The following is a 24,957-nucleotide window of genomic DNA, read 5'->3' on the forward strand; positions in this document are numbered from 1 at the left end:
GGGTCTGTCCAGTAAACGGTGGCTCTGGGGTTGTTGAGGTTCAGCGTCGGGCGGCGGAGAGCCGGCCGTCGAAGGTGATGTCGAAGGCGTTGAGGGCGGCCTTCCATCGCTGGGTCCAGCGTTTGCGTCCCTGCCCGGTAGGGTCGAGGCTCATGACGGCCATGTAGACACACTTGATGGCCGCTTGCTCGTTCGGGAAATGACCGCGGGCCCGGACGGCTTTGCGGATGCGGGCGTTGACCGACTCGATGGCGTTCGTCGTGCAGACGACCCGCCGTATCTCGGTGTCGAACTGGAGGAACGGCACGAACTCGGCCCAGGCGTTCTCCCACAGCCTCACGATCGCGGGATACTTCTTGCCCCACGTCTCGCAGAACTCCAGGAACCGTTCCTCGGCGACGTCCTGCGTCGGCGCGGTGTAAACCGGCTTGAGGGCCTTGGAAATCTTGTCCCAGTCCTGCCGGGCCGCGTAACGGAACGATGCCCGCAGCAGGTGAACGACGCACGTCTGTGTGATCGCCTGCGGCCAGACCGTCCCGATCGCGTCCGGGAGGCCCTTCAGGCCGTCGCAGACGACCATGCAGACGTCGTCAACGCCCCTGTTCTTGATCTCGGTCAGCACCTGGAGCCAGTATTTGGCGCCCTCGCCGCCGTCGCCGGCCCACAGCCCGAGGATCTCGCGGGTGCCCTCGACGGTGACAGCGAGCACGACGTATATCGGACGGTTCGCGACCTGGCCGTCACGCAGCTTCACGTGCACGCAGTCGATGAACAGAACCGGAAAGACCGAGTCGAGCGGCCGGTTCTGCCATTCGTGCATGCCGTCGATCACCTTGTCGGTGATCGTGGAGATGGTGGTCTTCGACACCTCGGCGCCGTAGACCTCCGCGAGGTGGGCGGATATCTCCCCGTGGGTGAGCCCCTTGGCGGACAGTGAGAGCACCATCTCGTCGACGCCGGTCAGCCGGCGCTGCCGCTTCTTGACGATCTGCGGCTCGAAGCTGCCCTCACGGTCCCGTGGCACGTCGAGGACGACCGGGCCGACCTCGGTCACCACAGTCTTGGAACGGGTTCCGTTGCGGGTATTGCCCGAGGTCGTCTTCTCGTGCTTCTCGTGCCCGAGATGGTCGGTGATCTCGCCCTCCAGGGCGGACTCGAGGATCTTCTTCGTCAGCTGCTGCAGCAACCCGCCCTGGCCGGTGAGCCTGATCCCGTCGGCCTTGGCCCGGTCCACCAGCTGGCTGATCAGCTGGTCGTCCAGAGCATCCGGTGCCCCGGCGGGCTGTACTTCCTCCACGGCCTCAGCCGAGACGGTCACGTCTGTCATCAGGTGTCACTTCCTGTTCGAAGATCCACCGTTGACCGTACAGACCCGACACGGCCACCAGCACCAACACACCTCATTGTGTTAGGCGTTGTTAAGGAGACCAGTTGCAGGCGGGTCAGGCGCTGCTATGCGGTTCCGGCGCAGTTGGTGAACACCGGCCTGGTCCGCGCGCTGTAGATGCTCGCGCCGCCGTTGGGGTCGTGCTTGAGGGGCACGGTGATGGTGTCGTCGGCGGTCCATGGGAAGCCCTGTGTGTCAAACGTCCACGTGCCGGTGGCCTTCGTCGCCAGTTCGGACAATGTGACCCACCCGTACTGGCGAGGGGGCACGCTCACGGTCAGTTTGTTGCCGAGCTCCTGCTTGAGGTCCAGCGTGGTGTCGCCATGAATATCACCGGTGACTTCGAGCTTGATGGGAAGGAGTTCGGTGCCGCCGCCGCTCAGGCTTCCCGACAGTTTGAAGCCGATGGTGTTGGTCCAGCCCGTAGTGGTGGTCAGTGTGAACTCCCACGGTATCGAGGTGGAGCTGTCGTTGAACCACACCGGGGAAACGCACGCCTCGGGCAGGGTGAAGGGCGGTGTCTGGTTGGTCGTGGTCCATGAGCAGGTGGAAGTGTCCTTGGCGCACCGGGCGGCGGCGTAGTCGATGGCGGTGTTCCATGCGGTCGAGTAGGCGTCAGCGGGCAGGGTCCACTGCTGCAGCTGGCTGTTGTCGCAGGTGTTGGTGAACGCCCAGTTGTCGTCGTACGGCGGGACTTCTGGAGTGAGGCAGACATTGTCGCCGGTGTGGCGGATCATGAATGCCTTCTGCGTCGATCCGGCGACCGGTTGGAAGTACCATTGCTCGGTCGCGCGCCCATCGCAGGGTTGTTGCCGCAGCTGGTAATACGGGCGGTCCGCGTCGACGCACTTTCCGGTAGTCGCGTTGACGATGGCGAATCCTGAGCCAAGGCTCGTACCGGTGTTGATACGCCACGAAGTGGCGAAGCCGGGGGCTGGGTTGACGGAGATGGGCGCGCTGTTGTCGGGGGATGCGTCCTGGACGTCGAGCAGTTTGCCGTTGCTCACGTTGGTGAACGTCACCTTGATCAGCCCGAACGGCTTGGCGCTCACCTGGGGTGCAGCGGTGGCCGGGGCCGAGATGGCCCCCATCGCCGCGACTACCGCCGCGATGATGGCAATTATCCTTGCCCGCAAGGATCTTCTGCGCCTCACCGGGTTTTTTGCCACGGATTCAATCCCTTTCTGCTGGCATCCCGAAGGAAACGGCAGTTCATCTGCTGGCCCTCCCCGAGAATTTGTTCCACAGGTTCTTTCCTGCTGCTGCACACATGGCGACAGCAATACACGCCGCGCCCACCGGATTATGGTCGCTCTCGAATTTGACCAGCTTCTCAGCGCCATTCACGCGCGTCTCTATCCGTTCTGCCGTTTTTCCGACGACTTTCTCGTCCCCCAGCCCGATGACATTCAGGACATTCCGCGTGGATTCCTTCTTGGCCGCGCAGTTGTGGACGAGGAGGGAAGTGCCGCCGGCGTGCACGTAAAAGGTGTGGATGCGGCTGACACCGAGGTTGTAGACGGTCTGGCCGGCGACCTGGCCACGGTCATGGACAGAGGTGACCCGCATGACGGCGGAGCCGGGCCCACTGCGGACGAGGTCACCGGTTCTGATGTTCTCGGCGTCGACCCAGCCATGGCCCTGGACCCAGATCGGGTGGCTCGCGGTAGCGACGATCTTTCCCGGTCGCGGCCCCTCGACTCCGATGTCGATGAGGTGCTTGGTGCCATGGCCGGTGATGACGTCCATGACGGGTTCGGCCGCAGTGTGACCGGTGGTGGGGTCGGTGGCTTGGACCTGGTCGCCTTCGTGGATGTCACCGATCGGTTTGGCGGTGCCGTCGGCCATCACGACCGGGGTGTCGGGGGCGAAGGAATTGGGATTGCACGTCTTCTCAACGGCCTCGACGGCCTTTCCGAGTGTCGAGGACTCTTTGGCGACGTCCTTGGCCACGGTGCCGACGAGCTTGCCGCCGGGAAGGAGGCCGAGCGCGTCCGCGGCGGCTGCCTTTTTGTTGCCCTGCGCGAGCTGACCGGCCACGGCCACCCCCGAGGCGACTGTTCCGATCGGGCCCGGCGCGAAGGACACCACTTCGGCCGCGATGGTTACGCCGTGAACCACCGACTTCATGGAGAACGTCCCGGCCAGATCCAGGCCGTTGACCGGGTCCGCGCCGACATAGTCGTAGTCGTTGGCCGATCCGCCCGGCACCGGGTCGACCTGCAGGAAGCGGCCGAGTACCGGCAGGTAGACACGGGCGCCCATCTCAATGGTCTGCTGTCCGGCCAAGTGCTCTACAGGGCGCTCGTGTTGGCCCAGCCACCCGAAGTCCATACCACCGGCGGCGGTGGAAGGACTGGCGATGTCGGTGAACGCGCCAGTGTTTGCGTCGATGGTCTGGCCGTAGGGGTCGTAGAGGCGGATGTCGCCGGTGCGCGTGGCGGCGCCGTCGGCGGTGAACAGCACGTCGCCGTGGAGGTTGGGGTAGGACCAGTTGGTGGTGGCGGCCTTGTCGTAGTTCTTGGTCAGCAGCACCCCGCCCGGCAGCGCCACGATGCGCTGCAGCAGGCCGCCGTCCTTGTCCAGGATGAGGTCCGCGTCGTCGTGCTTGGAGCTGTAGGAGTAGCGCGTGGTCCCGTTCTTCGACCCGTCCCGGTTGCCGGTCACCGTGCGGGCCGTCAGCCTGTCGGCTGGGTCGCGCGCGTAGGAGATCGTCGTCCCGTCGGCGGTGGTGGTGGCGATGTGACGCTTGGTGGAGTCATACCCCAGGGTGTCGCCCCCGAGTTTGACCGTGTCGCCGTGGGTGTCGTAGGTGACCGCCAGCGTGAGGCCGCCGCTGGTGGAGGTCAGCCGGTCGGCGCCGTCGTAGCAGTAGGCGGTGGTGACCGCCCGGGCGCCATCGAGGCTGTCGGTGGACGATGTGCGGTTGGTGTTCAGTCCGGCCGCCCTGGCCGGCCCGCAGCCGTCGGCCGGATCGAACCGGTAGGTGAGCTGGTGGTGCGGGATGGCCGCTGCGGTCAGCCGGCCCACGGCGTCGTAGGTGTAGGAGTAGTTCGCGACGCGCTTCCCGTCTTCGGTCACCACGTCGTCGGTGACACGGTTGTCGCGGGAACGGGTCACCGTGTCGGCGACGGTGGACGATGCCGTCTTCCACGTCAACGTCGTCAGTTTGCCCGCGTCGTTGCGCGCCAACGACTCCAGGCGGGATCCGTTGCCGTAGACGACACCGGCCAGTTCGGCGGCGGTGTCGTAGGCCGGGGTGGCTACGGTAGCGCCATCCACCTTGACGCCGGTCAGCTGGTTGGCGTCGTTCCAGGCGTACGCCACGGTGCTGGACACGCCCTTGACGGTGGTGGTGTCGTTGGTCAGCCGTCCGACCCGGTCGTAAGTGGCCGTGGAGGTCACGGCGTTGGCGTCGGTGTAGCTGACCTCCTGGCCCAACAGGTCGATCACGCTGGTGATCGAGCCGTTCTCGTCGGACACCTTCGAGGTCAGCGGATCACCGCCGACGGCGTAGTCGGTGACGACAGTGCGCTGCGGTTTGTCGCCGTAGGGCGGAAAGCTCTTCTTGATCACCCGCCCGCGCGCGTCGTAGCTGGTGCAGGTCCACGCTTCGTCGTTGATGCGCTGGGCCACCACACGGCCGGCTTCGTCGTACACCGTCTCGCTGGTGAGCGCTGGGCCGTTGCCCGGTCTGGCTTCGGTGGTGGTCCTGGCCATACCGCCCTGACCGGCGGCGGACGCGCTCGCGTCGCAGGGATTGGCCCGGGTCTCGGTGCCGCCGTAGTAGGCGGTCGTGGAGCGCTTGTCCTGGTCGGTTATGTCGCCGGCGGGCCTGGTAGTGGCCAGCTTGCGCAGATAGCCCTCGCCCGGTCGCTCGTAGTTGGTACGGGAGGTCAGGCCCAGCCCGCGGGGGTCCGCCGTCGTGGACACGGCGAGCCCGTACACCGGGTCGATTCCCGCCGCCGGGTCGGAGTAGTTGCTCGCGGTGCGCTTGGACGGCGCCCGTTCCTTGTCCCCGCCCGAGGTGTCTTCGGTGGTGGAGCCGGTCGCCCACCCGTACCGGGGTGCGAGATTCGTTCCCGGCACCGGCACCGGTGCGTTGGCGCCGGGCGGGGTCCAGGTGAAGTCCAGTGCTCCGGTGGTGCCGGAGCGGTTGTAGTAGTCGACGCGGATACGATGCCGACTGCCCGCAGTGGTGTTGTCGTAGTACTTGCCGGTGACCGCGGTGGCGGGTTTGTCCCCCCAGCTGTCGACGGTCAGCACGTCGTCAACCCAGAGGCGCACCCCGTCGACCGCGGTGAACCCGAGACCGTATTTCCCGGTGTCGGGGAAACGGACCTCGCCGGTGAACCGGCCTGACCAGCCGTTGGTGTTCGCCACCGGCGGACTCGTTCCCCACGACCGTGACAGTGCCCCGTCACTGGCGCCGACTCCGGTGGCGAACGCCTTCGGAACACCGGACAGCTCTGGGTTGTCGTAGAACGCGGCCGATAACCCCACCAGCCCCTCGTCGTAGTCGGTGTGGTGGTGCGGCATCTTCGCCGCGCACGCCGGTGTCGGGGTCTGGCCGTTGAAACAGGATGACGGCGCCGGCCCGTACCTGTCGACCGGGCGGTCGGCGTGGTCGTAGACCGTGGTGAAGCGCCGGCCGGCGCTGTCGACCGCGGCGGTGGCCTTGTCCTTCGCGTTCCACTCCGCGGCGATGCTCGCCCCGGTGAAGTCGGTGGTGACCAACGCGCGGCCTGCGTCGTCATAGGTCGCGATGCGCGAGCGGGTCGCGTCGTACACCCCCGCCACGGCCACGGTGGCCTGTTTGCGCTCGAGGTAGTACTGGTAGAAGTGCTCGGCCCGCTGCCCGCTGCGGCCGTCCGGGGCCGGGGCCAGCACCTGGACGGCGCGCAGGGCCGGTGGTTCCCGAGGTTCTTCGATCACGGAGTCGTAGCCGATCACCGTGCAGGCCGCGGCGGTGTCGCCGGTGTTGGTGCACCCGTTCTCCGCGGACGGGGCCTGGCGGGCCGCCCAGTCGTAGGCCAGGCTGCCGCGGAGCGTGGCCAGCGGCCCGATGCTGTCCAGGGCCTTCTGCTTCTCCTCCTCGTTGTCGCCGGCCTGGTCGTAGCGCTGCTTGGCCGAGGCACGGCCGATGTGGTCGAAGTCCTCCATGGCCGCGCCGGGGTTCTCGATGCGGGCCAGGGTGCCCATCAGGTACCACAGCCGGGTCTCGGTGCCGTCCCAGTACCGGATGCGGCACAGCATCTGCTGTGGAGCCGGGTCCGAGCCCGGCGGGCGGGACACCCCGCCGTAACAGCTGTCGCTGCCATCGGTGTTGTAGAACAGCTGGTGCGACCGGCCGGAGACCGGGTCCTTGATTCGGGTGAGCCGCGGCGGCGACCCGCTGTAGAGGTACTGCAGGGCGGCGGGTTTCTTGCCGTCCAGCACGGACTCCACCGCGGCCAGCGTGCCATCGGTGTTGAACACCGACACAGTGTCGCCCTCGGTGACCGTGATCCGGCCCGTGCTGTCGAAGGCGAGCACACCGTCCTCACCCACCGGCGGCGTGTAGCCGCCTGCGGAGGCCTTGGCCCAGGTGTGCTTGCCGCCGGCGGCATCGGTGAGCACCACCGAGCCATCCAGCATCTCGGCGTGGCTGTAGCCGCTGGACTGCGCCGACAGCGTCCAACCCGCCGGCAACGACTGTGAGTCGGCGGAGAACAGCCATTCCGTGGGCACGATACGCGGTTCGAGGTTGTGACTGCGCTGGCCATCGGCGCCGATGGTGCTCTTGGCCCACAACACCATGCGGGGACGCTGGTCGGAGTGGTGGTACAGCTCGATGCGGATCGGCACCAGCTGGCCGGCTTTCAAGGCGACGTCGTGGTCCTGGTGCGGGCCGGGCAGCAGGAAGTCGTCACCGGGATCGCCGGGGTTGGGGTTGTCGTAGACCAGCTTGTCGCCCAGCCAGATCCGCGCGCCGTCGGTGTGCCCGCCTGCGAACCGGAAGTCCCCGGTGACCGGAGCCTTGAACTGGCCCTCCCAGCGCACGACGAACCAGTTCTTGTCCAGCGCCGGCGGCATCGGATTGTCCCGCCACGGCAGGTTGTCCGGGTTGCCGCTCCACGTGACACCCCAGTCCAGGTTGACCTGCGACTCGCCGCGCACCATCACAGGAAGCGCGTCCGGGCTGCCCGCGTGCCGCGAGTCGTTGAAATACGAGGCACGCACACCATGCGGGGCGCCTTCTCGGGAGTTGTAGGCGAGGTTCACCCCTGCCGGCCCGCCGACGGTCTGGAACGCCGGCCCGGCGGCCTCAACATGTGCGTTGCCGTTGAACAGGTTCACCGTCACCGGCCCCAGATGGTCGGTCGGTGCCGGTCCCGGATCGCCCACCCGCTGGTTGACCGTGAAGTGCCCCACCCACTGCGGCGGCGTCGCCGACGTCGCACCGGCCAACGCGGTGGCCGCTGTCCAGGTGTAGCGGCCACCGTCGTGCAACACGTGCTTGGGCACTGTCCACTGCGGCTGGTCAAGGCAGCCGGAGTCCACCACGCTGCCCGAGCGGCCATCGAACCCAGTGGAGATCTTGAAGCAGTACAGCACGCCATCGCCGGCCGCAGCCACCTGCAACACTGGTGTTTCCGTGCCCACCACCGCGTCATCGACCGGGGCGACCAGGCTCGTCTGCGGCGCAGGACCGGCGTCGTGCGCCGATCTTCGCGCATCGAACCGGTTGTGCTTACCGGCTGCCAACGGCGAGAAGTCGGCCTTCGGCTGCTTCGGCTCAGCCTCGGGTGTGTGCTTGCTCGTTGACGGTACCGACAGGAGCGGCAGATCCCGAGGCACCTCCCTCGAAGCCCCCGACGCGGATGCCGACGGCACGGTCTTCCCCTGCGCCAGCGGAACCACCAACACCATCGCCAGCGCGCACATGAGCGCCCGCGACCGTGTCCGCATGGATAACCGAGCTCTGCCACTGTCCCCGGACACAAGGCCTCCCCCAACGCCGCGTCGACGTCCGTCGGAACCCGCGACCTGGCAGACCGCGCGCCCTCCGGTTTCCGCGCCCGACCGGTCGGTCAGGGCAGCGACAAGCTCTTGCGCGACCGGCGGGGCTTGGGGGACGGGTGCGGTACACCTCGGCCGGAACACCAAGCCGCCAGGCCCCTGCGGAACACTCCGTCCCCAGGCGGTCCGGTCACCGTCAACTTCACCGCATTGTCAGGGGCATGCGCAAGAATGGGTGCTCGGGAATCTCCCAGCGGGGCTGCCGGAGGGCGTGTTCCAGGACAAGGCGTAGTGGATCGAGTGCTACGCATTCCGGTTTCGGATGTCACGCAGGCTCGACATGAAGGCCGCCAGCCTGGACACCGAGGGCAGCGCCCACTGCCACACCTACAGGCTCAACACGCCCGGCCAGAAGGTGATCAACGACAGTCGCCGGCCGCCCCTGTTCACGCGGCGATGGCTCACTTCTGCCCAGGGCCCTGCGCCAAGCACCTTACGGCGGACTCCACTTGGCAGGAGGGCCCAACCTCGCCTGGCCTCCCGGCACTGCGAGCCTGTCCTGAGCCGCCAGATCACCCCTTTGAACTGATCCTCACAGCCGCTCGGGATATGGGCAGTACCCGCCTATCAACAGAAACGGCTCGGTCGCCCTTTCTACTGCTGTCGGAGAGTTGTCCGCGCGTCACAACCTCTCCGCACCGGCTCCGCCTTCAAGTGGAGACGGGTTGGCAGGGTTGAACGCCGCAGCTCAGGTCGCCAGTGATCCAATGACTATGACGGCTCTGCCTCCGGCACCGTTGAAAGTGGCCGCCGGCTACTGACCGGCGGCCGGGCCATCGCCGCTCCGGTCGATGCCACCGGCCAGCGGACGGCGGCCGGTGCGCGGTGCTGGCGGTTCGACCGCCGGCAGCACCGCCATGCCCAGCGGGTCCGGCACCAGCAGCCGCTCGGCCGCGCCGCCACGCCGGTGGAGCGGGGCCCGTGCCTCACCCTGGCGTCGGCGGGCAGGGGGCGCACCGTGCGCATCTGCAAGGCGAAGCCGAGCTGGTGGTATCGCGCGGGCCGCAGCGCAATCAGATCGCGGTCCACGTCGTCCAAGGAGAAGAACCGCTCCAGCTCCGGACGCGTCGGCTCCTCGGCGAACTTGCCGTACGCCTCGGCCTGGTCATCCGTCAGAAACTCCACCGGCATACGGTGGAGCCAACCACCCGGCCACGACAGAGCGTGGATCTTTGGCCGAAGCCTCCCGTGAAACGGATCACCTGTGCTAAAGGATCACCACACGCCGACCACGATCGATCTCAGTGCCAACCGCTGTACCGATGTTCCCCAAGCCCGGGAACAGCGTGAAGCACGTCTGGATCACGGGGACGAGGTACCGGCCGGCTTTGGTGAAGTCCTGGCGGGCGCGGGCCTCGGCGGTGACAGCGCTAGACACGGCGGCCGGTAACCGTGAAGGCCACCGAGTATGTCAGCGTCTCCTCGCTGTCCAGGTACGCCATGAACGCGGTGACCGCCTCATTACCCGCCTCGGGTGAGCCCAGGGCGCGCGAGATGAGGGGACGCGCGATGTCGAGTTTGAGTTCCCACTGAGCTCGTTGGACCGGGTCGATCCGCCCGGCGATCAGGTGGTACGGATCGACCCGGACGTCCAGGTCCGTCAGCCCTGCCCGGCGAGCGAGCCCGTAGAGACGACGCCCGGTGTGCGGGTCGAATCCGGCCGCCCCCAGTGCGGCCGTCACCCTGTCGAGCAGCGTGCGCATTTCGGGGCCGAGAGGGTCGTGCCAGATGAGCTGGCCGTCGAGGTCGAAGAGCACGACCGTGCCGCCGGGCCGGGTGACCCGGGCGATCTCGGCAACGGCCACGTCCCGCTCGGCGACGTACTGGAGCATCAGCCGCGAGTAGACGACGTCGAAGGAGCCGTCGTCGAAAGGCAGCGCGCGGGCGTCCCCGGAGCGCCGCAGCAGGCCCGCACCGTCCGGGCCGCCCGCCGCGAGCCTTCCGGGATTGCCGTCGAACGCAACGACCTGTGCTGTCTGGCGAGCCCGCAGCACGGCAGCGGCGATGTGGCCGGGTCCCGCGCCCACGTCGAGCACGCGGACACCGGGGTCATTCGGCAGCACGGGACCAAGGTAGGTGTGCACCCAGGCGTCGGGATCGACCTTGTCGACCAATCGGCTGGCCTCGCGTTGGTCCTCCATCAGGTAAGGGACGGTCACGCGCTACTCCTCGGGTGGATGCCCCGGCCGCGCAGCCGCCGGGTGTAGAGCTCATCGATGTGCCGATAGAAATCCGGACACGCCTCCGCGAGCCACAGCGCGCGGGTGTAGGGGCGCATCGGTTCGGCCCCGGCCTGGATCAGGTGGTCGACCGGGGTGGCGGTGGTGAGGGGGATGGCGGCGGGCTCGAAGTCCCCGTAGGCGGGACAGGCCGCCGCAAGCAGCGCGTCCGTCGCCCGCCTGGCCTCGTCCGCGTCGAGGTCCGGCGCGATCAGCAGATCGCACCGATTTTCCAAGAAGGAGAAGTTGAATCCCAGCGGGCCACGGTAGGCGAGTGCGGCCGCCCGCGCCGTACCAGAGGCGTCGCACAGCACCCAGATGCGGCGGTAGCGGCGCAGCCCGACGAGACGGTAGAGCCGGTCCACGTCCGTGAGGCAAAGGTCGTCGCGGTCCAGGCCCTCGGCCCGTACGTACACCTCACCCCGGCAGTGCCGGGCCAGCTCCGCCAGCTCGGGGCAGGCGCCGCCGTCCAACTCGGCTACGGACCACTGCGGACCGTCCGGGCGGAGGGCACAGGCGAGCTCCAGCGGGACCATCGTGTAAGCGCCAGGGGCCACGAGGGAGCGTTCCGGGCCGAGGCTGCGCGAGATGGTGCCGAAGGCCAGTGCTGCGTAGCGGTTGGAAGGGCTGAACCAGTTCTGCGCGGCGGCGTCCTGCGGCTCGGTATTGCGGGCCGCCTGCGCGGCCAGCATCACCGCTCGCCCGCCGAGGATGGTGTCCGAGCTGACCAGGTGCTGGACATGCCAGCCGCCATGCGTGGAACGCCAGCAGGTGACCGAGGCCCAGCCACCATCGGGATCGTCGTGGCTGGCCACCCAGTGGATCAGCTCGCCGGCCAAGCCGGCGCGCTGCCAGTTGTCGAGGATGAGCGGCCAGTACGGGGCGAGCCTGGCCCGTTTGTCCGGGTAGAGGAAGCGGGATCGCATGTACCGGTCGAAGAGCTCGGCCGGTGACAGCGCGTTGACCTCGCATCCGAATCTCGACCACGAGCCAGGGGCGATCGGGTCTGCGACGACGGCGACGACCATGGAGGCGTGTCCTGTCCTTTCAGTGGAATCCTGACCTTCCTCTGCGGAGGCGCGTTCAGTAGTGATCCGTCGCACGGTCTCACCAAGCCGAACCAGCTCCGGCCCCGAGAGGGCCGCCCACATCAACCCGTCCCTGAAGCCAGTGCGACCTGTTCCTCGCCCATGGCGGACACCACAGTGACGTGAACAGCGCGGCCCGCACGTATGAAGAGATCTCGCTCACGCCGGGCCAACGACCTGATCCACGGTGAGGTAACTCCCGTGCCGTTCCTGCTCCTCGGATGACCAGCAGCGGACGGTGTCGCGACGGACGGGCTTGGTCCTTTGCGCTTGCCGGTGGGGATGATCAGGTTGGGCTGGACCTGCTCGACAGACTCGCCGAGTGCCCGGCGGCGGAGCACGGTGTGGAGCATGTCGTCGGTGATGACAGCCGGCCGGCCGCCGTGCTTGCCCTTGCGGGCGGTGGTGTCGAGTCCTTCGAGCGCAGACTCGCGGATGTTGTCCCGCTTCTCCGCCATCGCGGCGAAGAACACGAACAGCGGCTTCCCCGGGCCGGTGGGGTCGTAGATACCGGCTGCTCGGGAACCGACGCTGAGGGCACGGGTCTTGAGTGCTGGGAAGTCGTCTCTCGGATGCCGGCTGGGAAGAGCCGCATGTACGGCTCACTCGCTGGCGGCGTGTGCAAGCTCATGGCACCGGGTACGAGTTTCGGTACCGTGAAGCCCCGCCCAGTCAGGGCGGGGCTTGACGTTATGTCGGGTTCCCTCCGCCAAGGGATGGGTTTCGGCGGTACATCACGTACAGCTTGTCGTTGTGGGAAGTTGCCGAGGGTTCGTCCATGGGCGCCATGAGTTTCTGCGGGCTGACGTGCTGGGTTTCAGCCCAGCTGTTGTAGTACGTGGAGTAGCGCAGGTAGCCGTCCATGTCGCGGAGGAAGATCCATAGCTTGCCCTGATGGACGGCGAGGGCGGGGCCGTGGGTGGAGCGCCATTTGCTGATCTGGCCTCGGTTGATCCAGTTGGGGCGTGTTTTGGTTCCGACGAGCTTGTATTCCCCGACGGCTGTGTAGAGGAACTGGTCGGCTCCGGTGGCCACGCGCCAGGGCACGCCTTGGTACCAGGCCATGGCGGGTGGCCGGTTGACGACCCAGCCGAGGTTGTCGGCCCAGCTGTTGTCCCATTGGGATCCGACGCTGCGGTACCAGTCGGTGTTGAGTCGCTGGTCCTTGACGTGGTTGACCCACAGAACCGTGTTCAGGCCACCGCCGTTGGTCATGGCCGGGGCCCTCTCCGCTGTCCAGGGCAGCTTGGTCGTCTCGGTCCAGGAGATACCGTCGCTGGTGGTGGCCCATCGCAGCACGTCGTCCTTGCCGACGAGGACACAGTGGAGTTTGCCCGCGAACGCGCACAAGGCGGGCGTGTAGTGGACAGACCACGAGTGGATCCGTTTGGGCTCGCTCCAGGTGGCCGCGTCCCGGACGGTCCACATGACCGCCCCATCCTTGGGCCGGACGTACATGGCATGAAGCTTGCCCTTGTAGGTGGCCAGGACGGGGGCGGTCATGCTGTCCCACGGCAGCGTGACCGGCATCCCCCAGTTGTCACCGGTGCGCACCGCGTATTCCAGTGTTCCGGCGGGGAAGGGCACCGTGTCGCCGCTGTACTTCACCGTCAGCACGTGGTGGCCGTCGCCGTTGAAGTCCCAGTTGCGCAGCTTGCCGCGGGCCATCAGTGCCAAGTCGTACTGGTCGAGGAGGATGGTGCGTGCGCACGACAGGTCGTCGTCGTTGCGGACGTTGTTGATGACCCAGGCGAACATCTTGGCGATTTCTGCCGCGATGCCGATCAGCATCTCCGGATAGCCGCCGGGCAGCAGGCCGACAAGAATCCACCCCCAGTGGTCGAAGAGCCGGCCACTGAGCTCGGTCAGGAAGATCTTTAGGGCCCGGACCCACGCCGGGGGGCTCTGGTCGGCCTCCCAGCACGAGATGCACAGCAGCGTGCCCTTGCTGACCTGGCCGTCGAAGATGGTACGGCGTGCCGGATCGAAGGTGCGGGACCGTCCCGCGGTCATCTTGCCGAACTCCTGCGAGATGAATCCGGGTCCGGCCAGTTTGTCGCTGCCGACGGACGAGCACCAGTAGATCTCGTCCTTGCCGCCCCACTGGTCGCCCACCGCCCGGATGCAGCGGAAGCTCTCCATCTCCAGCTTGACCCGGAACGACCGTGCCGGTGGCGTATCGGCTGTCGGCCTGGGCCGCTCGAGGACCGTGGCACCGAAACGGTACTGGGACAGGCCCTCCACGAAAGACGGGCTGTCGACGCTCCCCCCGGCCGCGACCGTTTCCCGGTCCACAACCGAGGTGTTGGGCAACGCCCGGTGCTCCCGTCCCGCATCGGGCAGGACGCGCCCCAGGGCATCGATCCCGAAGCCGGTGCCCACCGGCAGGGCGGAGATGACCGGGGGCACCAGGGCCACCTTGTCCCCCAGCTCCTGTACTGCCTCACGGTACTCCCGGCCCCAGTCCTTCACCTCCTGCTCGGGCAGCACCGCCTTCAGCACATCCAGCAGCCACCGCTCCAGATCGGTGAGCGTCTTGTTCTGCCGCAACCGGTCTGCAGCGTGCAACGAGGCGCCGATCAGCACGTTCGTATGCCCCTGTGTCGCGAACCGCGCGTCCCGTTCGCTGGTGGACGTCCCTCTCAGCGAGGCACGTAACCGCTCCAGCCGCTCCTGCGGCGGTGCGTCCCCACGCTCCGTCATGGGTTCCCCTCCCACGAAAAGGCCCGGCACACACCGGCCGGAGAGCACCAACGAGCGTCCCACACGCGCGTGTCCGGACAACAGCCCGCGCCGGCGGCCGGGGACGAGCCCGCCGCCAGTGCTCCGCCCGCCGTCCATGACGATGCGGCCTGACGATGCCCTGGGGCCCGGACTGTCCCGCCGTCCGCGGTGCACGCGTCCGGGCCCCTTCCGGCCGAGTCCACCCCGAACAGCTCGCCCTGATCGGAGAGCCCTCGCAGGTGCGCATTCCGGCGGCGGAGTGGGCGTTCTGGCCGGCCGACGACTCGGTCAGGGCCCGGTACTGGGCCAAGGTCCACCGGACTTCGACGGGCGGCTGCTGGTTCTTCTTCGGGGCCATCTCGGACACCGGGCACGCGAGCTTCCGCGCGGCCTCCCTCCCGGGCCGGACGCGGCGGGGGACCGTGCCGGGCCACCTGTACGGCTACCAGGTGGCCCAAGGGGTGATCCCGCGCCTGGGCTGAGGAGTGGGCAGCCCGACCGTCTGCCACACCTGCGACAACCACTCGTGCCGGCGGCCGGCGCACCTTCGGCTGGGCACCCCGGCGGAGAACCGGGCCGAGTGGCTCGCCCGGCGCCGCGATCCGGGGAGCCACCTGGCCGACCTTCGCGGGCCGGCGGGCCGGCGGGCCGGTCCCGGGCCATCGGAGCGGCGATCCGGGCCAGTCGGGCGAACGGCGAGTCGGAAGCCGAGATCGAGCGGCGCATCCGGGCGGCTGCCGAGGAGGGACGGCCGCTGAGCCTCTGGTGAGCGGCCGGCCGCCCGCCCCCTTCTTTCACTACTGGAGTCAGCAGCACGATCCCCGTCGGTCCGCACAGCGCCCTCGCGTACGTACACGAAGGCCGCTGGAAGCTCATCGTGGCGCCGCTCGTCGAAATACGCGCCGATGCCGAGTACGAGCCCCCGCAGTTCCCGGTCTACCTGGACCTCGGCCCGGATGAGACGGAATTCGCTCCCGCGTCGTTCGGCCACCGGCTCATCGATGCCGGCTTCATCATCGACCCGGGCGAGCGCGACAAGCCGGAGGCAGTCAACCAACGGGTGGTCGTACAAGGGGCCGAACTGCTGACGCATCTGCCACCATCCCTCGGATGCGGTCTGATGCGTCCTCGGCCGGGGTGCGGAGAATAGTTTCCATGGAGGGTGTCTGCTCAGAGAGTCGCTGGAGCCAGGCGCCCAGCCGCTCAGACGCCTGCTCCAGCCCAGCGAGCAGCCTGTCCTCGGCGCGGCTGCGCACCCACCGGTCCAAAAGGCTGTTCCGCGAGGTCGGATGTCCCTGCGGGGGCGGACGGGAAAGGTAGCGTCAGGACATCGCGCGCTGTGCGTACCGCGGCGCTGCGAACGGAGAAGCGATCTGCGGGAGGCGAGGTCATGACGGATCCGGAGGCCGGCGAGACCGGTGCTGGTCAGTCGCCGGTTCCCGACCGTCGGCTCACCGACGCGCTGGACGCCATCGGTGCCGGTGCCTACCTCGTCGACGAGCAGGGCCGCATCGTCGCCGTCAACTCCCTCGCCGAGCGTCTGCTGGACCGGCCCGCCGAAGACCTGTTCGGCCAGGACGCTCACGAGCTGCTGCACCGCGGGCCCCAAGGCCAGCCGCTGCCCACCACCCAGTGCGCCATGCGGCAGCCTTTCCACGGCGGGTACCCGGCACAGGCCGAAGAGGACTACCTCGCCCGCGCCGACGGCTCCCTGCTGCGCGTCTCGTGGCTGGTCGCGCCCTACGCCATCGACGGTACCTGGGCCGGCACACTCGTGGTCTTCCACGCTCCCGAACCCGCTCACAGCGCCGGGCCGCGCCCGGAGCACGCCGCCGAGCCATTGAGCGATTTCGAGCGGCTGGCCCTGCTGGCCGAGACCACCACGCAGCTCACCTCCACCTTCGACATCGACGAGGCACTGCGCCGGCTGGTGCGCCTGGTCGTGCCCCGGCTGGCGGACTGGGCCGTCATCGATCTGATCGCCGAGCGCGACGAGGTGTGGCGCACCGCCGTGGTCCAGGCCGACGGCGACACTCTGGTGCACCACGAGGACCTGGAAGGGCCCATGCCGCCGGTCCCCGAGGACTCCCCCATGCCCCTGTCGCGCGCCCTGCGCGGCGTCGCCTCCACCCTGGCGGGGCCCGAGACCTACCAGGGTCCGCCGGATTCGGGCATCGCGGTGGAGCAGCGCCGCCTGTTCGACGCCACCGGCATCCACTCCGCGGCCATGGCGCCTCTGCGCGGCACCCGCGAGGTGCTGGGAGCGATCACCCTGGGCCGCGCCAAGCGGCCGGGCGCCTTCACCGTCGCCGACCTGCCGCTGATCGACGACATCGCGCGCCGCGCCGGCGTCGCCCTGGACAACGCCCGCCTCTACCAGCGTCAGCGCGCGGTCGCCGAGACCATGCAGAACCATCTGCTGCCACAGATGCCGAGCGTGCCCGGCCTGCAGATGACCGTCCGCTACCTTCCCGCTCCCGACGCCTCACAGGTCGGCGGCGACTGGTACGACGCGTTCACCCTGCCCGACGGCGCCACCGCGCTGGCCATCGGCGACGTCGTCGGCCACGACCTGGAGGCCGCGGCCGGCATGGCCCAGCTACGCAACATGCTCCGCGCCTACGCCTGGTCCCAGCAGGAGCCCCCCAGCCGGATCGTCAACCGTCTCGACGAGGCGATCATGCCGATCACCGATGTCGCCATGGCCACGCTCATCTTCGCCCGGATGACCGGGACCGACGCCGGACAGTGGCGGCTGACCTGGACCAACGCCGGTCACCCCCCGCCCCTGCTCATCGACCACAACGGCTTGGCCCACTACCTCACCGACGGCCACGGCCTCCTGCTCGGCACCGGAGTGCACACCGAGCGCCCCGACGCCACCACACAGCTCCCGCCCGGATCCACCCTGCTGCTGTACACCGACGGCCTCATCGAAGCCCCCGGCCAAAGCCTCGACGAGGGCCTCAACCGGCTCCGGCAGCACGCCGCCGCCCTCGCCCACCGCCCCCTGCCGTCCTTCACCGACCAACTCCTGCGCCGTGTCCAGCCCCCGGGCATCGACGACGTCGCGCTCCTCGCCGTCCGCACGCCGCCCTGGCAGCACACCGGCCGGACGCCGACCGGCAGTCGCTGACCTGCTACCAGACGGACCGCATCCAGCACCGCAGTCCAGGACGTTCGGCCGGTCTCCAGCGCGGCCACCACCGAGTACGGCCAGCCGGGCATCATCTGGTGCTTGCCCTCGCCCCGGCCGAACGTGTGACAAAAGGCCCGGTCAGCACACGTGTTGGCGTGCGGCCGCAGCCACGGCGAGACATCCACCGCCAGCACGAGCCGGCCGTCCGCCGCCCTCGGCAGCGGCACCTTGGCCAGGGCCCGACGCAGCCGGGCGACGTCGATCCGCCCCTGGTTGAGGCCGCCGTACAGAGCCCCGTGCCCACGGCGATAGCGACCAGGCAAGACGTGCTGGACGGCTTGGCGAACAGGAAAGACGACGCGGTTGAAGAGCCGTCGTGCCTCGTTCATGGTCACAGGTATGAGGGATCGCTCATCGCACGGACCCGGGCCCGGCCCGGAGGCGGCGGCCGGCGCGCACCGCACTCCGCCGACGCGATGCGCCCGGTACGGAACGGCGCCGCCACCCCACGTCCTCGCCCGGTAAGATAAGTCACCGTTCGCCCAAGAACCTTACTTTTCACCCCTTACGTCTCTGCCCCCAGCGGCTGCGGCCCCACCCCGGCCGCGTCGGGAATCGAAGGAGAGAGCGTCCCTGTGTCCTTTCCATGGCCCTCGGCATCGGCGCCCTCGGCTGTGCGGCAGTGACGTTTCTGGTGGGCCGCCCCCGGCGGATCTCCCGTCGCGTGTGCGCGGCACTGGGATGGCTGTGGGTCGCCGGGGTAGTGGGGCTGACGTTCGGCACGCGCTCCGGCGGGGGACGGGCGGTGAATGTCGAGCTGCTCGACGTCTCGAACTCCGCCGACGTGTGGGACGAGTTCGCCTCCGTCGCCGCCTACGAGCGCATCGACCGCGCCGTCCTCCAGCGTCGGCTGCTGCTCGCCCTGTTCGCTCTCGGTACGAACATGGGCATCCGCGCCATCGTGGCGACCGGCGAGCACGGCGAGACCGAAGCCGCGCTGCGGCACGTGCGCCGGCACTTCATCACCGTCGACAACCTCCGCGCCGCCGTGACGAAACTGGTGAACGCCACCTTCGCGGCCCGCGACACCGCATGGTGGGGGCAGGGCACGGCATGCGCGTCGGACTCGAAGAAGTTCGGGTCCTGGTCCTCGAACTTCATGACCGAATACCACGCCCGCTACGGCGGCAACGGCGTGATGATCTACTGGCACGTGGAGCGGAAGAACGTCTGCATCTACTCCCAGCTGAAGTCCTGTTCGTCGTCCGAGGTCGCGGCGATGATCGAGGGCCTGCTGCGGCACTGCACGGACGCCGAGATCGAGTCGAACTACGTCGACACCCACGGCGCCTCCGTGGTCGGGTTCGCCTTCACTGAGCTGCTGAACTTCCGCCTGCTGCCGAGGCTGAAGAACATCGGCAGCGTCCGCCTGTACCGGCCCGACGACGACCCGCCCGGCTGGCCGGCGCTCGACGGCTCCCTGACCCGCTCGATTCGCTGGGACCTGATCGCCCAGCAGTACGACCAGATGGTCAAGTACGCCACCGCCCTGCGCCTGGGTACGGCAGAGGCCGAGCAGGTGCTGCGGTGCTTCACTCGCGGTGGCCCCAAGCACCCCACCTACGCCGCGCTCGAAGAACTCGGCCGCGCGGTACGCACGATCTTCGCCTGCGACTACCTCGCCAGCCCCGGCCTGCGCCGCGAGATCCACGGTGGGCTCCAGGTCGTGGAGAACTGGAACAGCGCGAACACAGTGCTCCACTACGGCAAGGACGGCGCCCTGACCGGCCCGGACAAGGATCACGCCGAGACCTCCATGCTCGCCCTGCACCTCCTTCAGTCGAGCCTCGTGCACATCGATACCCTGCTGCTCCAGCAGGTTCTCGCCGAGCCCGCCTGGGCGAAGAAGCTGAGTGCCGAGGACCGGCGTGGGCTGTCCGCGCTGTTCTGGTCGAACATCAACCCGTACGGCACGTTCCGCCTCGACATGGACAAGCGGCTCGACTTGGGGCTATCGATCACAGTGCCCCGGCCGCGTTTCCCTGAGCCCACCGCGACGATGCCCAGCTGAGTGTTCGGCGCCGTCGAAGAGAGTGCCCGAAGCCAGCTCCAACGGCTTCGGGCACTCTCGCCGTGGCTGGCATTGCAAGACTCCGGTGATCCGGGCCTTCCCGGGCCCGTGTGCCGCCGTCGGTGTCCGAGTGCATCTGTCCCAGGGTGGTCTCAGATCCAGGTGGGCACGTGCCCCTCGGCGTAGCGGGCGCCGAAGCCTCCCTGAGGCAGGATCTCGTCGATGGCCTTGAGGTCGGTGTCGGTGAGGGTGAGGTCGGCGGCGCCGACGTTTTCCTGGATGCGCTTCGGGCTGCGGGTGCCGGGGATCGGCACGACGTGCTCGCCCCGGGTCAGGAGCCAGGCCAGGGCCAGCTGGGAGACGGTGGCACCCTTGGCCGCCGCGAGCTCGGCGAGCCGGTCGACGGCTTCGATGTTCTTCTCGAAATTGCCCGGCTGCCAGCGCGGGTCGACGTTGCGGATGTCCGTGGCTTCGTACTGGCCGGCGGGCTTGGCGGCGCCGGTGATGAACCCGCGGCCGAGGGGGGAGTAGGCGACGAAGCCGATGCCGAGTTCGTCCAGGGTGGGGAAAAGCTGCTCGACGTCCCGTTCGAACAGGGAGTACTCGGTCTGCAGGACGGAGACCGGCTGCACGGCGTGCGCCCTGCGGATCGTCTCGGGCCCGGCCTCGCTGAGACCGAAGTACTTCACCCAGCCCGCGTCGATCAGTTCTTTGACGGTGCCTGCGACCTCCTCGATGGGCACCTCGGGGTCGACGCGGTGCTGATAGAAGACGTCGATGTGGTCCACGCCGAGGTAGCGCAGGCTGTTGTCGGCGACCTTGCGGATGTTGTCGGGCCGGCTGTTGAGAGGGCCGCCGATCTGCTCGGGCGGTACCGACATGTCGACGCCGAACTTGGTGGCCAGGACCACGTCGTCGCGGAAGTCCCTGACTGCCTTTCCGACGAGGATCTCGTTGGATCCGGTGCCCCAGCCGTACATCTCGGCGGTGTCGAAGAAGGTGACGCCCAGGTCGTGTGCGCGGCGGAGGGCGGCGACGCCGGCCTCCTCGTCGGTGGGTCCGTAGGCCATCGTCAGGCCCATCGCGCCGTAGCCGATCGTCGAGACCTCAAGGCCCTGCCTTCCGAGTGTCCGGTGCTGCATGACTCACTCCTCGGAAAGAAACTAGAAGGCAATTTCTGGCGAACCGTTGTGTCAGTGCGCTGCGGCGGTCAGTCCGGCGCGGTGGATGCGGGTGTGCTCGGCGACGCGCCGGCCGAGGTGGCGGGCGGTGTTGAGGTCTGCGTCGTGGACGGCGGGGGTGTCGTTGAAGCTCTGTGCGCCGGCGCCGAGGTAGAAGCCGAGGCGGTTGTCGTCCTGGGGGCTGGATGTGGTGGTGTTCCAGCCCGGCAGGAGGTTCAGGCTCACCCAGAGCATTCCGTGCTGGGCCGCCAGGAGCGCCAAGTACTGCAGGGTGTGCAGTTTGTCGCCGCTCATGGAGCCGGAGTTGGTGAATCCCGCCGCGAGCTTGTCGCTCCAGGCGCGGGTCATCCACCGCTTGCTGGTGGCCTCGGCGAAGGCGTGGAACGCCCCCGACGCGGTGCCCATGTAGGTGGGGGTACCGAAGATGATGGCGTCCGCGGCGTCCATCAGGTCCCAGTCGGCGTCGCTGAGGGAGGCGACGTCCACGCGGTGGACGTGCGTCCCGCCGATGGAGCGCGCGCCGTCGGCGACGGCAGTGGCAATCTGCGCGGTGTGGCCGTAGCCGGAATGCGACGCGATGACGATCGAGATATCGGACACGGGTGTTCCTATCCTGCCGCGATGCGGTGTGTTCGGTGGTGTGCCGGCAGACGATGAGCTGCCCGGTGCGGCGGTCGGCCGCACTGCTCTACGAGTGGGGACCGACGTCCCGGGCCGGGGTGCGGGGCATGCCCAGGTGTCGCGGGCCGGCGCCGACCACCATCAGCATGGATCGTCGTTCCGCTTTGAACAGTAACACCGATAAGGCGGCGATACGCAATATGGGATATCGTTGTTCCATGAACGAGGGACGACGCGCCGCGCGACGCCAGGTACTGCAGGTGGCCGCCAAGCTTTTGGAGGAGGGCGGCAGCGAAGCGGTCTCCACGCGCGCGGTCGCCGCAGCCGCGGGCATCACGGCCCCCGCGCTCTACCGGATGTTCGACGACAAGGACGGACTCCTGGCCGAGCTGGCCGCCTACGGGTTCGGGATGTACCTGGCCGAGAAACGGGAGGCACTGGCGCTGACCCCGGACGACCCAGTGACCGACCTCTACCGCGGCTGGGACCTGCACGTCGACTTCGGACTGCGGCACCCCGCGTTTTACGTGCTCATGTATGGCACTGCGCGGCCCGGGCACCGGCCCCCGGCCGCGGACGAGGCGCACGCCCTGCTGGTGAGGCTGCTAGGCCGGGCGGCTGAGGCCGGGCGCCTCCGGGTTCCGGTGGAGCAGGCGACCCGCGTCATCCATGCGGCGACGACGGGTGCCACGCTGGCGCTGATCGGCGAAGAGCCCTCGCAGCGGGACCTGACCACTTCGGCGCGGCTGCGGGACACCGTCATGGCCTCGGTCACCACGGACTCGCCCGCCTCATCCGGGTCCGACCTGGCCTCGCACGCACTCGCCCTCGATGCCGCACTTGAAACCGCCCTCAGCACCGGGGTACCTCTGCGAGACACGGAGACGGCTCTGCTGCGCGAATGGCTACAGCAGTTGGCAGACTGAAGGGGCCGCCTACTCTGCAGGCGGTGGGCGTAGTCGGTTACGCCGGCCGTCCAGAACTCGATGTGCGTGTCGGCAAACGACCGTATGTCGACACTCGACCCCGTGATCGCGAACCCGCAGGTGAGCAGGGTCGGCAACTCGCGTCGAGAATCAACGTCGGTGAACGGTCCAGCCGAGAGAATCTGACACATGCTCATCGGCTACTGCTGCACATCGACGGCCGACCAGAACCCCGATCATCAGATCGACGCACTGCTCCGCCACGGCGTCGACCGCGACAACATCCACTTTGCCTCTGGGGACAGAGCTGGGAGTCGGGGGCCATGCAGGAGTGGGACCGCGTCAGCAAGGGTGGGGCCTCCGCAGGGTGATCTGGTCCGGCCTGGACCGGAAATAGACCGGAACAGCTGGTCAGGGACGGGATAGGCGTGGGAGAAACTGGGAGTTACCGCGCAATCCCGGCCCCGCCGGGTTAACGCTCCGAGGAAGGCGTCTGACGGGTGAAAGCCCAGGTCAGGCGCCCTTTTTCGTGCGTCTAGAAGAAGCCGAGCTTCTTCGCCGAGTACGACACCAACAGGTTCTTCGTCTGCTGGTAGTGGTCCAGGGCCATCCGGTGGCCCTCGCGGCCGATGCCCGACTGTTTGTAGCCGCCGAAGGCGGCCGCGGCCGGGTACTGGTGGTAGCAGTTGGTCCAGACGCGGCCGGCCTGGAGGGCGCGGCCGGCGCGGTAGGCGGTGGTGCCGTCGCGGGTCCAGACGCCGGCGCCGAGGCCGTAGAGGGTGTCGTTGGCGAGGGCCATGGCGTCGTCGAAGTCGGTGAAGGGGGTGACGGCGACGACGGGGCCGAAGATCTCCTCCTGGAAGACGCGCATGCGGTTGGTGCCCTCGAAGATGGTGGGTTCGACGTAGTAGCCGCCCTTGAGGTCGCCGCCCGGGTCGAGGCGGTGGCCGCCGGTGAGGACGCGGGCGCCCTCCTGCCGGCCGATGTCGAAGTAGGAGAGGATCTTCTCCAGTTGGTCGTTGGACGCCTGGGCGCCGATCATGGTGTCCGTGTCCAGCGGGTGGCCCGGGACGATCGCCTCGGCGCGGGCGATGCCGGCGGCGAGGAAGTCCGCGTAGTGGCCGCGCTGGATCAGGGCGCGGGACGGACAGGTGCAGACCTCGCCCTGGTTGAGGGCGAACATCGTGAAGCCCTCGAGGGCCTTGTCGCGGAAGTCGTCGTCGGCGGCCGAGACGTCGTCGAAGAAGATGTTGGGGCTCTTGCCGCCCAGTTCGAGGGTGACCGGGCGCAGGTTCTCCGAGGCGTACTGCATGATCAGGCGGCCGGTCGTGGTCTCGCCCGTGAAGGCGATCTTGGCTACGCGCGGGCTGGACGCCAGGGGTTTGCCGGCTTCCACCCCGAAGCCGTTCACGACGTTCAGCACGCCCGGCGGCAGGAGGTCGGCTATCAGGTCCAGCCAGACGTGGATCGACGCCGGCGTCTGCTCGGCCGGCTTCAGGACGACCGCGTTGCCGGCGGCGAGGGCCGGGGCCAGTTTCCACGCGGCCATCAGGAGCGGGAAGTTCCACGGGATGATCTGGGCGACCACGCCCAGCGGCTCGTGGAAGTGGTAGGCGACGGTGTCCTCGTCCAGCTGGGACAGGCCGCCCTCCTGAGCGCGTAACGCGCCCGCGAAGTAGCGGAAGTGGTCGACGGCCAGCGGTATGTCGGCGGCGAGCGTCTCGCGGACGGGCTTGCCGTTCTCCCACGACTCCGCGACGGCGAGCGCCTCCAGGTGCTCCTCCATGCGGTCCGCGATGCGGAGCAGGACCGCCGCGCGCTCGGCCGGTGCCGTGCGGCCCCAGGCGGGGGCCGCGGCGTGGGCGGCGTCCAGGGCGCGCTCGACGTCCTCGGCGGTGCCGCGCGCGACCTCGGTGAAGGGCTCGCCGTTCACCGGCGTCGGGTTCTCGAAGTAGCCGCCCCGGGCGGGGGGACGGTACTCGCCGCCGATCCAGTGGTCGTAACGCGGACGGTACGAGACGACGGCGTCGGGGGAGCCGGGGGACGCGTAACGGGCCATGCGGCCCACCTCCTTGGACACGGCCGCCCGTGCCGTCACGGGCGGCGACGCCGGATCGCTACCCACGGACGGCTTGCGGTAGGCCCCGATGGTGTGGTGTACACATCATCAGACCCCCGCGGAAAAAGACGAAAGAGACGGACGGACCCCATGAACAAGAAGGTGCTCGCCGACATAGCCGAGCGCACCATCGCCGCCTACCTGACCACCTTTCTCGGCCTGCTCATCGCCGACGGGTTCGACCTGACCGACGTCTCCGCGCTCAAGGCCGCCGCCATCGCGGCCCTGCCCGCCGCCCTCTCGGTGATCAAGGGAGCGCTCGGACGGTACGTCGGCGACGACGACAGCGTGGCCTGGCTGCCGAGCCGGCGGCGGCGCAAGCGGTCCGCCGCCGGGAAGAGAGGGACGGCCGGGAAGGCAGGGGAAGCCGGGGAGGGAGGCGCGGCGGTAAGCCAGGCCGGTCCTCCCGCCAAGTAGGCC

The 24,957-nt window shown here is 68.6% G+C and carries 16 protein-coding genes and 2 pseudogenes; 6 read left to right on the forward strand and 12 right to left on the reverse strand.

Annotation, left to right across the window (positions count from 1 at the left end; genetic code table 11):
- Positions 1-40: 40 nt before the first annotated feature.
- The 8 genes and pseudogenes from ACH4PU_RS11720 to ACH4PU_RS11755 form a co-directional block, all read right to left on the reverse strand.
- The gene (locus ACH4PU_RS11720; protein WP_398269659.1) at positions 41-1,327 is read right to left on the reverse strand and encodes an IS256 family transposase; all 1,287 of its coding nucleotides are present in this window, start codon (positions 1,325-1,327) and stop codon (positions 41-43) included.
- Positions 1,328-1,452: 125 nt separating this feature from the next.
- Positions 1,453-2,556 carry an RICIN domain-containing protein gene (locus ACH4PU_RS11725; RefSeq protein ID WP_398269662.1) on the reverse strand — a complete coding sequence of 368 codons (1,104 nt, stop codon included), beginning with the start codon at positions 2,554-2,556 and terminating at the stop codon, positions 1,453-1,455.
- Between the two features lie 43 nt (positions 2,557-2,599).
- Positions 2,600-8,314 (reverse strand): PA14 domain-containing protein, encoded by a 5,715-nt coding sequence (locus tag ACH4PU_RS11730; RefSeq protein WP_398269665.1) that lies wholly within the window; start codon positions 8,312-8,314, stop codon positions 2,600-2,602.
- A 1,086-nt stretch (positions 8,315-9,400) separates the two neighbouring features.
- Positions 9,401-9,580 (reverse strand): annotated as a pseudogene (locus ACH4PU_RS11735) (DUF4158 domain-containing protein); the annotation flags it as partial.
- 239 nt (positions 9,581-9,819) lie between these two features.
- Positions 9,820-10,608, reverse strand: a complete 789-nt coding sequence (locus tag ACH4PU_RS11740; protein ID WP_398269668.1) for a methyltransferase domain-containing protein — start codon at positions 10,606-10,608, stop codon at positions 9,820-9,822.
- Positions 10,605-11,696, reverse strand: coding sequence for a hypothetical protein (locus ACH4PU_RS11745; protein ID WP_398269671.1), 1,092 nt, complete (start codon positions 11,694-11,696; stop codon positions 10,605-10,607). Before ACH4PU_RS11745 ends, ACH4PU_RS11740 begins: the two co-directional genes overlap by 4 nt.
- Positions 11,697-11,818: 122 nt before the next feature.
- Positions 11,819-12,229, reverse strand: a complete 411-nt coding sequence (locus tag ACH4PU_RS11750; protein WP_398269674.1) for a hypothetical protein — start codon at positions 12,227-12,229, stop codon at positions 11,819-11,821.
- Positions 12,230-12,446: 217 nt separating this feature from the next.
- A complete protein-coding gene (locus tag ACH4PU_RS11755) occupies positions 12,447-14,459 on the reverse strand; it encodes a hypothetical protein (protein WP_398269677.1) in 2,013 nt (670 codons plus the stop codon).
- Between the two features lie 260 nt (positions 14,460-14,719).
- Here ACH4PU_RS11755 and ACH4PU_RS11760 point away from each other — a divergent pair, with 260 nt between their 5' ends.
- The 3 genes from ACH4PU_RS11760 to ACH4PU_RS11770 all read left to right on the forward strand — a co-directional run bounded on the left by ACH4PU_RS11760 (position 14,720) and on the right by ACH4PU_RS11770 (position 17,616).
- Positions 14,720-14,962, forward strand: a complete 243-nt coding sequence (locus tag ACH4PU_RS11760) for a hypothetical protein (protein ID WP_398269680.1) — start codon at positions 14,720-14,722, stop codon at positions 14,960-14,962.
- A gap of 395 nt (positions 14,963-15,357) precedes the next feature.
- Positions 15,358-15,630 (forward strand): hypothetical protein, encoded by a 273-nt coding sequence (locus ACH4PU_RS11765; RefSeq protein ID WP_398269683.1) that lies wholly within the window; start codon positions 15,358-15,360, stop codon positions 15,628-15,630.
- Positions 15,631-15,870: 240 nt separating this feature from the next.
- Positions 15,871-17,616, forward strand: a complete 1,746-nt coding sequence (locus ACH4PU_RS11770; RefSeq protein ID WP_398269685.1) for a SpoIIE family protein phosphatase — start codon at positions 15,871-15,873, stop codon at positions 17,614-17,616.
- On the opposite strand, the pseudogene ACH4PU_RS11775 reads toward ACH4PU_RS11770, so the two are convergent.
- Positions 17,616-17,969 (reverse strand): annotated as a pseudogene (locus tag ACH4PU_RS11775) (transposase); the annotation flags it as partial. The gene ACH4PU_RS11770 and the pseudogene ACH4PU_RS11775 overlap by 1 nt on opposite strands.
- A gap of 296 nt (positions 17,970-18,265) precedes the next feature.
- On the opposite strand from ACH4PU_RS11775, the gene ACH4PU_RS11780 reads away from it, so the two are divergent.
- Positions 18,266-19,690, forward strand: coding sequence for a transposase (locus ACH4PU_RS11780; protein ID WP_398269687.1), 1,425 nt, complete (start codon positions 18,266-18,268; stop codon positions 19,688-19,690).
- Between the two features lie 152 nt (positions 19,691-19,842).
- Here the strand turns inward: ACH4PU_RS11780 and ACH4PU_RS11785 are convergent, their stop codons facing one another.
- Both ACH4PU_RS11785 and ACH4PU_RS11790 read right to left on the reverse strand, forming a co-directional pair.
- On the reverse strand, positions 19,843-20,832 hold the full coding sequence (locus ACH4PU_RS11785; protein WP_398269690.1) for an aldo/keto reductase: 990 nt from the start codon (positions 20,830-20,832) through the stop codon (positions 19,843-19,845).
- A gap of 51 nt (positions 20,833-20,883) precedes the next feature.
- Positions 20,884-21,471, reverse strand: coding sequence for a flavodoxin family protein (locus ACH4PU_RS11790; protein WP_398269694.1), 588 nt, complete (start codon positions 21,469-21,471; stop codon positions 20,884-20,886).
- Between the two features lie 239 nt (positions 21,472-21,710).
- Between ACH4PU_RS11790 and ACH4PU_RS11795 the strand changes: the two genes are divergently transcribed.
- Positions 21,711-22,418, forward strand: a complete 708-nt coding sequence (locus ACH4PU_RS11795; RefSeq protein WP_398269697.1) for a TetR/AcrR family transcriptional regulator — start codon at positions 21,711-21,713, stop codon at positions 22,416-22,418.
- A 535-nt stretch (positions 22,419-22,953) separates the two neighbouring features.
- On the opposite strand, the gene ACH4PU_RS11800 is transcribed toward ACH4PU_RS11795, so the two are convergent.
- Positions 22,954-24,477, reverse strand: coding sequence for an aldehyde dehydrogenase family protein (locus ACH4PU_RS11800; RefSeq protein ID WP_398269700.1), 1,524 nt, complete (start codon positions 24,475-24,477; stop codon positions 22,954-22,956).
- Between the two features lie 150 nt (positions 24,478-24,627).
- Here ACH4PU_RS11800 and ACH4PU_RS11805 point away from each other — a divergent pair, with 150 nt between their 5' ends.
- Positions 24,628-24,954, forward strand: a complete 327-nt coding sequence (locus ACH4PU_RS11805; protein WP_398269703.1) for a holin — start codon at positions 24,628-24,630, stop codon at positions 24,952-24,954.
- The last annotated feature ends 3 nt before the right edge of the window (positions 24,955-24,957 follow it).

This window comes from Streptomyces sp. NPDC021100 (assembly GCF_044333095.1).
Taxonomy (GTDB): Bacteria; Actinomycetota; Actinomycetes; order Streptomycetales; family Streptomycetaceae; genus Streptomyces.